This is a genomic window from Cobetia amphilecti (genome assembly GCF_020217465.1).
In the GTDB taxonomy this organism is placed as follows: Bacteria; Pseudomonadota; Gammaproteobacteria; order Pseudomonadales; family Halomonadaceae; genus Cobetia; species Cobetia amphilecti.
Map to the genome: position 1 here is coordinate 726,083 of NZ_CP084115.1, position 12,441 is coordinate 738,523.

The window sequence follows — 12,441 nt, forward strand, 5'->3', positions numbered from 1 at the left end:
GATGGCGTGCGCCAGTCTGCCCGGGCCAGTATACAGACGCCCCGTGACCCCCGACCTTTCGCTAATGTCCGCAGGCTTGATCTTTGCCCGTCACTGGCCCAAGCTGGCTGTATTCAAACGCTTGTATGAAGCGCTGTGATGAGAGATGACTCTCGCGCGGTGCCTCTGGAAGCGGCGAGTCCGGCGAGGCCGGTTGCCAGCGCCCTCATGGCCAACGCCAAATGGCAGTGACCCTCGAGCGCCCGGCAGCCCCTTCACCTCTTTCTCTTGTGGAGATCCGTGGATGATCTATTCAGGCAAAACGCTAACCGTCGAGGCCAATCAGGACGCCATCGCCCTGTTGACCCTCGATCTTGAAGGCGAATCGGTCAACAAGCTGGCCAGCTACGTACTCAAGGAGCTGGGAGAGGCGGTCGAGGCCATCAAGGCGACGGCCGATCTCAAGGGGCTGGTCATCCGCTCCGCCAAGGAAGCGTTCGTGGTCGGTGCCGACATCACCGAGTTCCATCAGATGTTCGAGAAGGATGAAGCCTTCCTCATCGACATGAACATGAACATCCATGGCATCTTCAATGCCATCGAGGATCTGCCGTTCCCCACCGTCACTGCCATCAATGGGCTGGCGCTGGGCGGCGGCTGCGAGATCACCCTGACCACCGATTTCCGGGTCATGGCCGACAGCGCCAGGATCGGCCTGCCGGAAACCAAGCTCGGCATCATCCCGGGCTGGGCGGGCTGTGTACGACTGCCGCGTCTGATCGGGGCGGACAACGCCATCGAGTGGATCTGTGGTGGCACCGAGAACCGTGCCGACAAGGCGCTGGCAGTGGGCGCCGTCGATGCCGTCCTGCCGGTGGCCGAGCTGGATGCGGCGGCACTCGACATTCTGGCGCGTGCCAATACCGGCGAGCTGGACTATCAGGCGCGTCGTCTCGAGAAGACCTCGCCGCTCAAGCTCAATGCCATCGAGCAGATGATGGCCTTCGAGACCGCCAAGGGCTTCGTGGCCGGCAAGGCCGGTCCGCACTATCCGGCGCCGGTGGAGGCCATCAAAGTCATCCAGAAGGGCGCGGGGGAATCGCGTGAGCGTGCCCAGGCCATCGAGGCCAAGACCTTCGCCAGGATGGCGCTGACCGACGTGGCCTTCAATCTGGTCGGCCTGTTCATGAACGATCAGGTGGTCAAGAAGAAGGCCAAGGGTTACGAGAAGCAGGCCAGCGAGATCAAGCAGGCCGCCGTGCTGGGGGCCGGCATCATGGGCGGCGGCATCGCCTATCAGAGCGCCAGCAAGGGCACGCCGATCCTGATGAAGGACATCAACGGCGAGGCTATCGAACTGGGCCTGAAGGAGGCTCGCAAGCTGTTCGGCAAGGGGGTCGAGCGCGGCAAGCTGACCACCGAGAAGATGGCGCAGGGCCTGTCCAACATCCGCCCGACGCTGTCCTACGGTGACTTCGGCAATGTGGACCTGGTCGTCGAGGCGGTGGTCGAGAATCCCAAGGTCAAGGCCTCGGTGCTGGCCGAGCTCGAGGACAACGTCGCCGAGGACGCCATCCTGACCTCCAACACCTCGACCATCTCCATCACGCGGCTGGCCGAGTCGCTCAAGCGTCCCGAGAACTTCTGCGGCATGCACTTCTTCAACCCGGTGCACCGCATGCCGCTGGTCGAGGTCATCCGTGGCGAGAAATCCAGCGATGCGGCCATCGCCGCGACCGTCGCCTATGCCCGCCAGATGGGCAAGACGCCGATCGTCGTCAACGACTGCCCGGGCTTTCTGGTCAACCGCGTGCTGTTCCCCTACTTCGGTGGCTTCAGCCTGCTGGTCGAGAAGGGCGCCGACTATCAGCGCGTCGACAAGGTGATGGAGAAGTTCGGCTGGCCGATGGGTCCGGCCTACCTGCTGGATGTGGTCGGCATGGATACCGCGGTGCACGCCAATGCCGTGATGGCGGAAGGCTTCCCGGACCGCATGGCGCGTGACGGCAAGACCGCCATCCAGGTGATGTACGACAACAAGCGCCTCGGCCAGAAGAACGATCTGGGCTTCTACCGCTACGAGGAAGACCGCAAGGGCAAGCCGAAGAAGCTGGCAGATGATGAGGCTCAGGCGCTGGTGGCACAGGTCGTCAGCGAGACGCGCGAATTCTCCGATGAAGACATCATCGCGCGCATGATGGTGCCGCTGTGCATGGAAACCATCCGCTGCCTGGAAGACGACATCGTCGGCAGCCCGGCCGAGGCCGACATGGCCTTGATCTACGGCATCGGCTTCCCGCCGTTCCGTGGTGGCGCACTGCGCTATGTCGACGCCATGGGCGTGGCCGAGTTCGTCGCACTGGCCGACAGCCTGGCCGATGAGCTGGGGCCGCTGTATCGCCCGACCGAGGCGCTGCGCGAGCGCGCCAAGCGTGGCGAAGCCTTCTACTCCTGAGCCTTTGATGGCTGAGCGCCCGAGTGGCCGCCAGCACTATCCGACCAGAATTTTCGGCCCTCGCGACAGCGAGGGCCATGAGGGAGCCAGACAATGAATCTGAATCCAAGAGATGTAGTAATCGTCGATGGCGTGCGTACCGCCATGGCCAAGGCCAAGAATGGCGCCTTCCGACACGTGCGCGCCGAGAATCTGTCCGCCGCGGTGATGCAGGCGCTGTTCGATCGCAATCCCGGCCTGGTGCCGGCCGAGGTCGACGACATCATCTGGGGCTGCGTCAACCAGACCCTGGAGCAGTCCATGAACATCGCGCGCAATGCCGCCATCATGACCGGCATTCCGCGCACCGTACCGGCGCAGACGGTCAACCGCCTGTGTGGTTCCTCGATGAGTGCCCTGCATATCGCCACCGCCAACATCAAGGCCGGCATGGGTGACTTCTATATCATCGGCGGTGTCGAGCACATGGAGCACGTGCCGATGGCACACGGGGTCGACGTCAACCCGGCGGCCAGCAAGCATGCGGCCAAGGCGGCGATGATGATGGGCCTGACCGCGGAACTGCTCGGCAAGATGCATGGCGTGAGTCGTGAGCAACAGGATGAGTTCGGCGTGCGCTCTCACCAGCGTGCCCAGGCCGCCGCCGATGAAGGCCGCTTCGATGACGAGATCATCGGCGTCGAGGGCCATGATGCCGAGGGGCGTCGCGTGATGGTGACCCGCGATGAGGTCATCCGTGGCGATGCCAGCATGGAATCCATGGGCAACCTCAAGCCGGTGTTCGATCCCAAGGGCGGCAGCGTGACGGCGGGTACCTCCTCCGCGCTGTCGGTGGGTGCCTCGGGCATGGCGGTGATGAGTGCCGAGCGCGCCGAAGCGCTGGGCCTCAAGCCCATCGCTCGTGTGCTGTCCACTGGCGTGGCAGGCTGTGATGCCTCCATCATGGGCTACGGGCCGGTACCGGCCTCCAAGCAGGCGCTCAAGGCGGCAGGCCTGACCATCGAGGACATTCAGACCGTCGAATTGAATGAGGCCTTCGCGGCGCAGTCGATTCCGGTACTCAAGGACCTTGGCCTGCTGGAGCGTGTCGATACTGCGGTCAACCTCAACGGCGGCGCCATCGCGCTGGGCCACCCGCTGGGCTGTTCCGGCTCGCGTATCTGCACCACGTTGCTCAACGTCATGAAGCAGCAGAACACGCGCCTGGGTCTGGCGACCATGTGCATCGGCATGGGCCAGGGCGTCGCGACCGTGTTCGAGCGCCTCGACTGAACGTCAGCGCCTTTGGTCAGCGTCTTCGATAAGCGATCAGGCCTCGCCTGATACCTCAAGCGGCATGTCTTCGGACATGCCGCTTTTTCGTTGGCAGGCTTTTGTCTGGAAACGAGAAGGGCGGCGCAGTATCGTGGCAATGGGCGATCGAGCGTCACGTCGCCCCGGGCTTGATGATTGAGGTTACGCGAGGGAGTCGCATCGATGGACTGGAATCATGTCGAGCAGGATCTGCCGCGCGCCACGCCGCCCAGACCCTTGCCACACCCCCTGACCTTCCGGTTGCCGGCGGGCAGTATAGATTGTCACCTTCACCTGTTTGGTGACCCGGTGCGTTACCCATTGGCGGCGGACAGAACCTATGACCCGGCCCCCGTGGGGCTCAATGAAGCACTCGAGATGCATCATGCACTGGGCGCCAGCCACGGCGTGCTGATACAGCCCAGTGTCTATGGCTATGACAATCGCCTGCTGTGCGACAGCCTGCAGAGCTGTCGTGAGCGTGGGCTGGATTACCGTGGCGTGGCGGTTGTCACCCCCGACATCAGTGATGCCGAGCTTGAGCGGCTCTCCGAGCTGGGTGTCTGTGGCGTTCGCCTCAACCTGATCTTCGCCGGTGGGTTGCGCTGGCGGGATGTGGTGCTGCTGGCGGATCGCCTGGCACGCTTCAAGTGGCACCTGGAATGTCTGATCGATGTCTCGACCTTCCGTGACATGGAAGCGCGCCTCGGCAGCTTGCCGGTGCCGGTGGTGATCGACCACATGGGCCATCTGGCGGCCACGCGTGGCCCTGAATGTCCCGGCTTTGCCGCGCTTTGTCGACTGCTCAAGCAGGGGCGCACCTGGGTCAAGCTGTCGGCGCCTTACCGACTGACCACGCGTGGTCGCTTGCCTTACTCCGATGTCACGGCGCTGGTGCGGGCGCTGGTGGCGGCCAATCCGGAGCGCGTGGTGTGGGGCAGTGACTGGCCGCATCCCTATATCGGCGTCGAGATGCCGGAAGAGGACACCCTGGCCGAGCTGATGCAGCGCTGGTTGCCGGAGCGCGAGATGCGCGAGAAGATCTTCCGCGACAATCCGCGCAAGCTTTATGGCTACAAGGCGTTCGTGAAGTCCAAGGCGGATGCGGCGCACTGAGCGAAGAGTTGTCACGCTCGCAGGGCGCAATTGAGTGACGCGGCATCACTTGTATAAGCCGCAAAAGCCGCATAAGCCGAATGACAAGACGCCCCCATCAGCCTGCTGGTGGGGGCGTCTTGATGATTGGCGAAGAAAGACAAGAGGGGAGCCGGAGAGAAAGACAAGAGGGGAGCCGAAGAGAAAGACAAGCGAGGAGCAGGGGAGAAAGACAAGCGAGAAGGCCCGCAGCGTCTAGCGGGTCTGGAAGGCCACGCGCGTGCCATGGGCCAGCAGGCTGGCATTGTCGATCGGCGTCGTGGGCAGGCCGATCATCTCATCCTGTACTTCCGCCCAGGTCTGCACGCCGTGGGTCAGCCCCAGCGGCAACAGCAGGCGGCTGATCCACTGGGTGCCGGTGAAACTCAGGGACTGGCCGTTGTCATCGACCAGACGACTGATGCCAGCGGCGTGATGCAGGCGGACCACATGAAGCCCTTGATCCAGCGTCTGCACTTCCACTGTCAGGGTATTGCCTTCGGCGAGCCACAGCCGCAGGGTCTCGACGTCGACGGCTTCGCCAAGCGTGCTGGAGGAAGTCTGCATGCGTTCTCCCGGGTGTCTGAATCACACCACCTTGTAGGCGTGGGGCAGTTCGGCCAGTGGGCCGCGTCCGCCGGCGAGCGTCAGGGCGAGATCGACCATCCCGTCCCAGATGGGCAGCGTCATCCCGCCCTTGATCGCCATGTCGAGTCGCTGCGAGAACAGCAGCAGCTTGTGCAGGCGCTTGTGGGGCAGGCGGTTGAGCGCCTGTTGATAGAAGGGGCGACGCTTGTCGAAGATCATCGGCTTCTGCGCCTTGCAGGCATGCTCGAAGCTCTGGCCTTGATCGAGGTGCTGGCGCAGCGAGAGCAGGGTGCGCAGCTCGCGGGTCAGGGCCCACAGGATCACCGGCGGCTCGACGCCTTCTCCCCGCAGCCCGAGCACGATGCGGCCACTGCGCTCGACTTCCCCCTTCAGACACGCATCGGCCAGCGTGAAGACATCATAGCGGGCATTGTCCTCGACGCCCTGGACGATGGCATTGCCATCCAGGCGTGCGCCCGGCGGGTGCAGCAGTGCGAGCTTCTGCAACTCCTGATCCGCGGCCAGCAGATTGCCCTCGATGCGCTCGGCCAGCAGGCGAGCGGCGTCCTGATTCAGCTCGAGGCCGTGACGACGGGCGCGATCGCGAATCCAGAAGCCGAGGCGGGAGTGGTCCACCGGCCACACCGCGATGAAGACGCCGACCTTCTCCAATGCCTTGAACCACGCCGTCTGCTGCACCTTGCGATCGAGACGCGCTGCGGTGATCAGCAGGATGTCGCCATCCTTCTCGATGCGCTCGGCGTAGGCCTTGAGGACCTTGCTGCCTTCCTGGCCGGCACTCTGGGTGCCCATGCGCAGCTCGATCAGCTTGCGTGAGGCGAACAGAGACATGCTGGCGGCAGACTCGGTCAGGCGGCCCCACTGAAAGCCGTTCTCGACATGCAGTACCTCGCGCTCCTCGACACCGGCAGCGCGCGCCGCACGCCGGATGGCGTCGCAGCTTTCCTGGTGAATCAGCGGCTCATCACCGGCCACGATGTAGACGGGAGACAGGCGCTTGTTGAGCTGCTCGTCGAGCTTGTCGGGATAGACCTTCATGAATGTCCTTCGATACTGCGCGGGTCTGGTGGGCAAGTGCGCCTAAAGGCTCGGGCGGCCAGTCACGAGCAGGGTGCTAGCCCCGGCGTGATGGTGGCCCTGAACAGGCACGGCCCCATGATGATCGGTTGCCCGATATCGTGGAGCCGTGCCTGGCGAACGTTGCGATTTCCAATCTCTACCAATCTCTACCAATTGCTGCCAGCTTCCTTCCACTTCTCCCGGCTTCGCCTGTCGTCAATCGGCTTGTCGTCAATCGTCTGGCCTTTCAGCACTCATGGATCACGACTCATGACTTACGAACGGGGCGCCTCACTGCGGGAGCGTGGAGCTCAGGGCTTGATCGCGCGCAGGCGCTCAAGCAACTGACGGCTCAGATCACGATTGACTTCCCTGGCCGCACGCTCACGCAGGTCATCGGTGTTGAGCAGGTCGTCATCGTTGGTGTAGTAGAAGCTGCTGGCCTGCAGTTCCTGCTGGTTGGCCAGGTAGGCCCCATCGGACTTGCGCTGCAGCGAGTAGGTCAGGCGATAGGTCAGCTCACGCTTGATGCTGCCGGCATCGCCGTAGGTGATCTGCTGCACGTTCTCACGGACTTTGCCCAGGTTGAGGGTCAGCGGGGCGCTGTCGCTCAACTGGACGTCGGCACGCTCGAGGGCGTCTCGCAGGGCGTCGTGGGTCTTGGTGATCGGTGCCTGGACGTCCAGCTCGGTGATGGCCATCGGCGCATCGTTCACGCCGCGCAGCTGGAAGCCGCAGCCGCTCAGTGTCAGCGCCAGGCCGACGCCGAGGGCGGCCAGCACACGACGGCGGCCAAGGCCGCGGGATGCATGCTCTGATGTGTCTGCTGAAACACTGGAAGACTTCGCTTGCGTCACCGTGACCTCCTGTCATGAACGAGTGTCATGAATATCTTGCGAGAGCGCTGCGTGGGGCCTGTCAGCATCACGCAGCGCACGGAATATGGCCGTCAGAGACCGACATCCTTCCAGCTGCCTGTCGGGCTCTGACGGGACCGGCGACTCGGGCCGCCGGTATCTTGCTCTGCCTGGTCGGGTCGCTATCAGTTGGCGACGATATTGACCAGCTTGCCCGGCACCACGATCACCTTGCGCACCGTCTTGCCATCGGTGTGCTTGGTGACATTGGCATCTGCCAGCGCCGCGGCTTCGATGGCGTCGCGATCGGCATCGGCGGCGAAGGACAGGCGCGCACGCAGCTTGCCGTTGACCTGCACGACCAGCTCGATGCTGTCCTTCTTCATCGCCTCGGCATCGGCGGCCGGCCAGCTGGCGTCGATCACGGCTTCGTCGTGGCCCAGTGTCGCCCACAGCGAGTGGCTGGCATGCGGGATGATCGGCGACAGCAGCAGCACGCAGGCCTCGACGGCTTCACGGCTGACGGCCAGACCCTGCTCGGAGGTGTCCTCGAAGCGGCTGATGGCGTTGACCAGCTCCATCACGGCCGCGATGGCGGTGTTGAAGGTGGTGCGGCGGCCGATGTCGTCGCTGCACTTGGCGATGGTCTCGTGTGTCTTGCGACGCAGCGCCTTGTGATCATCGTTCAGGGCAGACACGTCCAGTGCGCCCGGAGTGCCGGCGGCGACATGCTCGTGAACCAGGCGCCAGACGCGCTTGACGAAGCGGTGCGCACCCTCGACACCGGAGTCGGACCATTCCAGTGACTGCTCGGGCGGCGCGGCGAACATCATGAACAGACGCACGGTGTCAGCGCCGAAGCGGTCGATCATCGACTGCGGGTCCACGCCGTTGTTCTTGGACTTCGACATCTTCTCGGTGCCGCCGATCTCCACCGGCAGACCATCGGACTTCAGCACGGCCTTGACGGCACGGCCCTTGTCGTCGGTCTCGACTTCCACGTCCAGCGGGTTGAACCAGTCACGGCCACCCTTGGCGTTGATGCGGTAGTAGGTATCGGCGACCACCATGCCCTGGGTCAGCAGCTGCTTGAACGGCTCGTCACTGTCGACCAGGCCGAAGTCACGCATCAGCTTGTGGAAGAAGCGCGAGTAGAGCAGGTGCAGGATGGCGTGCTCGATGCCGCCGATGTAGTAATCGACCGGCAGCCAGTAGTTGGCGCGCTCGTCCAGCATGGCATCCTGGTTGTCCGCGCAGCAGAAGCGCGCGTAGTACCAGGAGGACTCCATGAAGGTGTCGAAGGTGTCGGTCTCGCGCTGCCAGCCATCGCCCAGGTCACTGAAGGACGGCATCTTCTTGATCGGCGAACCGCCGGAAGCGTCGAATTCGACTTCCAGCGGCAGAGCGACCGGCAGTTCGTCGTCGGTCAGCGGGATGGATTCACCGTTCGGGCCATTCTTGACCGGAATCGGCGCGCCCCAGTAGCGCTGACGGGAGACGCCCCAGTCGCGCAGACGGAAGTTGGTCTTGACCTCACCACGGCCCTGCTCGACCAGGCGCGCGGCGATGGCATCGAAGGCGCTCTCGAAGTCGAGGCCATCGAAGTCACCGGAGTTGATCAGCACGCCGTGCTCGGTGAAGGCGGCTTCGCTGACGTCGGGCGCATTGCCGTCGGCATCGGCGATCACGGCTTCGATCGGCAGGTCGTACTTGGTGGCGAATTCGTGGTCACGCTCGTCGTGGGCCGGCACGGCCATCACGGCGCCGGTGCCGTATTCCATCAGCACGAAGTTGGCGACGAAGACCGGCACTTCACGGCCCGTCAGCGGGTGGATGGCCTTGAACCCGGTGTCCATGCCGCGTTTTTCCATGGTCGCCATGTCGGCTTCGCTGGTGCCGCCACGCGCGCACTCGGCGTTGAACTCGGCAAGCTCCGCATTGTGCTCCGCCGCGGCCTTGGCCAGCGGGTGAGCGGCGGCGACGCCGACGTAGGTCACACCCATCAGGGTGTCCGGACGGGTGGTGAAGACGGTCAGGGATTCCTGCACCTGGCTGGCCTTGGCATCGAGGCCGAAGCTCAGCTCGACACCGCGCGACTTGCCGATCCAGTTGCGCTGCATGGTCTTGACCTGCTCCGGCCACTCGACCTTGTCGAGGTCGGCCAGCAGCTCTTCGGCGTAATCGGTAATGCGCAGGAACCACTGCGGGATTTCCTTGCGCTCGATCAGCGCGCCGGAACGCCAGCCACGGCCGTCGATGACCTGCTCATTGGCGAGCACGGTCTGGTCCGCCGGGTCCCAGTTGACGATGGAACTCTTCTTGTAGACGACACCTTTCTCGACCAGCTTGGCGAAGAACCACTGCTCCCAGCGATAGTATTCCAGGTCGCAGGTGGCGAACTCACGGCTCCAGTCGTAGGCGAAGCCCAGCGCCTTGAGCTGATCGCGCATGTAGGCGATGTTCTCGTGGGTCCACTTGCCCGGCGCGACGTTGTTCTTCATCGCGGCGTTTTCCGCCGGCAGGCCGAAGGCGTCCCAGCCCATCGGCTGCATGACGTTCTTGCCCTGCATGCGCTGGAAGCGCGAGATCACGTCACCGATGGTGTAGTTGCGCACGTGACCCATGTGCAGCTTGCCGCTGGGGTAGGGGAACATCGACAGGCAGTAGAACTTCTCGCGGTTGGCATCTTCCACCGCCTTGAAACACTGATTTTTCTCCCAGTACTGCTGGGCAGCCTGTTCGATCTGATCGGGAGCGTACTGTTGAGAAGTATCCTGTGAATCCATCGGGTCCGTCACTACCTTGGCATTGGCCGCTACCCGTCACCAGGGACAGGCAGGGCGTGAAGAGGTGGGCGGTCACATCCGGGATGGGCCGCCGCTGTCTGCGATGGGGTCAAGTCTACCCCAGACGCCAGGACTCAGGTAGGGGAGGCGAGTGCTGTGGCGCCAGGCGAATGCGCTTCATGCTGGCAGTGTCACGCGCTTGATGCGTGTCAGGGAGTGGAAGCGTGTGGCTTGTGTCGCAACGCCAACGCCACCATGCTGAAGGTAGAGCGCCATGCCCTCCCGCAGTACGGGAGAAGGTGAAGACACAAGGAGAGTCCATGAGCCAACCACGTGAACCCCGCGATCCCCATGAGCCGATCAGCGCCACGGATCGTGATACGGCTGCCACGTCCTCGCATGACAGTGGCTTTGAAGATACGCCGATGCCCTCGCGCTCAGCCTCCAGTCAGCCGCAGGGCGAAGGTGAAGGGCGTCTCGGCGATGCCTATGGGCGAATCCTGACGCGGCTGGAAGACAGCAGCGGTGAGCTGTCGTGGGATGGCCTCAAGGCCGAGCTGGATGAAGCGGTCAAGTTCGAGGCCGAGGTCGAGGAATTCACGCTCGACGAGCTGGCGCTGCTGCGTGCCTGGGTCGAGCGTGACATGCGCGAATTCCGCCGCCATCTGGCGACCGGCGGAGAAGGGATCGCCAGCTGGCTGGGGATCGATCTCTCGGTGCTGTCGCGCAGTGTCAGTTCCGCGCTGATGTCGATCGCGGACCGCACCGTGGTGGACCGCGCCCACTTCGAGGAAGACCTCGAGGCCGCGCGCGCCGACTACACCAGCGGCGAGGTCATCGCGCCGGGGCTATTGCATTGCGTGCACTGCGAGTCGACCACCACGCTCACGCGGCCCAGCGTGCTGGAACCCTGCCATGCCTGTGGACATCGTTTCTTCTCGCGTGGCGCGCCGCCCGTCTCTCGTCAGCCTCCCGCGGCCGATGAGAGTGATCAGGGCTGATGGCGACACCGTCAGACTGGTTCGCCCCGGCGCATGCCACCTGGAGCGCCGGTCAGCGCCACAAGGCGTTGCAACAGCTGATCGAGCACTTCAATCAGCGCCCGCGTCCACGTGAGGCGGGCCTCTTCAAGCAGATCTCCTATTACCTGTTTCTGCTCGCGGATTATCGCTCGGCCAGCCAGATTCTGGCCCAGGGGCATGTGGAGTGTCCTGCCGATGAAGAGATCGCGCTCAATCAGGTGGTGTGTCTGTCGCGCGCCAATGATGCCGCCGGCTCGCTGGCGGCCGGTGAGGCATTGGCCGCACGAGGCTGTCTCAATCCGGTGCTGTTCGACTCGCTGGCCAGCAGTGCGGCCAGACTCAAGCGCCATGACGAGGCACGCGAGCATGGCAGTCGCGCCCTGGCGCTCAAGGACGAGCAGCATGGGGGCCTGGCGTTGGCGAAGGGCTGGCGACTGCCCGCTGAATCCCCCTCGGCAGTCGCCGCCGGCAAGACGCGCGTGCTGTCCTTTGGCCTCTGGGGCAAGGGGCCGCGCTACCTGAACGGCATGCTGCATAACCTGCTGTTGGCGCCGGTGCTGTATCCGGGGTGGCGGGTTCGGCTCTATCACGATGACAGCGTGCCCGAAGACTTCCTGGCCCTGGCGCGGGAACTGGACGCCGAGCTGATCGAGCGTCCCTCCAGTGACACCCTGAGACAGCGACTGTGTTGGCGCTTCGCGGTCGCCGATGACCCGACGGTGGGCTACTTCGTGGTTCGCGACTGCGACAGCGTCATCAGCCTGCGCGAAGTGCGAGCGGTGCAGATGTGGCTGACGTCCGGGCGCTTCTTCCATGTCATGCGTGACTGGTGGAGTCATACCGATCTGGTACTGGCGGGGCTGTGGGGCGGGGTGGCCGGAGTCCTGCCGCCACTCGAGACATTGCTGGCCCAGTGGCAGCCACAGCATGTCGAGACGCCGAATATCGATCAGTGGTTCATGAAGGAATGCGTGTGGCGGTACCTGCGCGAAAGCCTGGTCAGCCACGACCGGTGTTACTCGTTGCAGATCAAGGGTCGCGACAGCCTGAAGTTCCCGGATGATGTGCTGGGAGAAGCGCCTGGCGGCACGGCGCATGTCGGCAGTGACGAGTGGACGCGCGATCGCGCCTTCCAGCTCCGCCAGCTGGGGCCATGGCTCAAGGAGGCCAGCTGGATGCGTGACAGCGACGACTGAGCGTAATCCTGCGATAAGCGACTGATGAGCGGGTTATATAGACACACGAAG

At 64.0% G+C, this 12,441-nt stretch carries 9 protein-coding genes; 5 read left to right on the forward strand and 4 right to left on the reverse strand.

What is annotated here, in order from left to right; genetic code table 11:
* Nucleotides 1-283 precede the first annotated feature (283 nt).
* The 3 genes from fadB (at nucleotide 284) to LCW13_RS03080 (ending at nucleotide 4,843) form a co-directional block, all read left to right on the forward strand.
* Nucleotides 284-2,434 carry a fatty acid oxidation complex subunit alpha FadB gene (gene fadB / locus LCW13_RS03070; protein WP_225347564.1) on the forward strand — a complete coding sequence of 717 codons (2,151 nt, stop codon included), beginning with the start codon at nucleotides 284-286 and terminating at the stop codon, nucleotides 2,432-2,434.
* A 93-nt stretch (nucleotides 2,435-2,527) separates the two neighbouring features.
* Nucleotides 2,528-3,706 carry an acetyl-CoA C-acyltransferase FadA gene (gene fadA / locus LCW13_RS03075; protein WP_043335293.1) on the forward strand — a complete coding sequence of 393 codons (1,179 nt, stop codon included), beginning with the start codon at nucleotides 2,528-2,530 and terminating at the stop codon, nucleotides 3,704-3,706.
* 204 nt (nucleotides 3,707-3,910) lie between these two features.
* Nucleotides 3,911-4,843 (forward strand): amidohydrolase family protein, encoded by a 933-nt coding sequence (locus LCW13_RS03080; protein ID WP_107335475.1) that lies wholly within the window; start codon nucleotides 3,911-3,913, stop codon nucleotides 4,841-4,843.
* A gap of 234 nt (nucleotides 4,844-5,077) precedes the next feature.
* Here the strand turns inward: LCW13_RS03080 and LCW13_RS03085 are convergent, their stop codons facing one another.
* From LCW13_RS03085 to leuS, 4 genes are all read right to left on the reverse strand, one after another.
* The gene (locus LCW13_RS03085; protein ID WP_225347565.1) at nucleotides 5,078-5,428 is read right to left on the reverse strand and encodes a hypothetical protein; all 351 of its coding nucleotides are present in this window, start codon (nucleotides 5,426-5,428) and stop codon (nucleotides 5,078-5,080) included.
* 21 nt (nucleotides 5,429-5,449) lie between these two features.
* A complete protein-coding gene (gene holA, locus LCW13_RS03090; RefSeq protein ID WP_043335288.1) occupies nucleotides 5,450-6,508 on the reverse strand; it encodes a DNA polymerase III subunit delta in 1,059 nt (352 codons plus the stop codon).
* Between the two features lie 332 nt (nucleotides 6,509-6,840).
* On the reverse strand, nucleotides 6,841-7,386 hold the full coding sequence (locus tag LCW13_RS03095) for an LPS-assembly lipoprotein LptE (protein ID WP_225347566.1): 546 nt from the start codon (nucleotides 7,384-7,386) through the stop codon (nucleotides 6,841-6,843).
* 185 nt (nucleotides 7,387-7,571) lie between these two features.
* On the reverse strand, nucleotides 7,572-10,172 hold the full coding sequence (leuS, locus tag LCW13_RS03100) for a leucine--tRNA ligase (protein ID WP_225347567.1): 2,601 nt from the start codon (nucleotides 10,170-10,172) through the stop codon (nucleotides 7,572-7,574).
* A gap of 320 nt (nucleotides 10,173-10,492) precedes the next feature.
* Here leuS and LCW13_RS03105 point away from each other — a divergent pair, with 320 nt between their 5' ends.
* Together LCW13_RS03105 and LCW13_RS03110 are read left to right on the forward strand one after the other, a co-directional pair.
* Entirely contained in the window at nucleotides 10,493-11,173 is a 681-nt protein-coding gene (locus LCW13_RS03105) for a zinc ribbon-containing protein (protein ID WP_318527671.1), read from the forward strand.
* Nucleotides 11,173-12,390 carry a tetratricopeptide repeat protein gene (locus tag LCW13_RS03110; protein WP_225347568.1) on the forward strand — a complete coding sequence of 406 codons (1,218 nt, stop codon included), beginning with the start codon at nucleotides 11,173-11,175 and terminating at the stop codon, nucleotides 12,388-12,390. Before LCW13_RS03105 ends, LCW13_RS03110 begins: the two co-directional genes overlap by 1 nt.
* The last annotated feature ends 51 nt before the right edge of the window (nucleotides 12,391-12,441 follow it).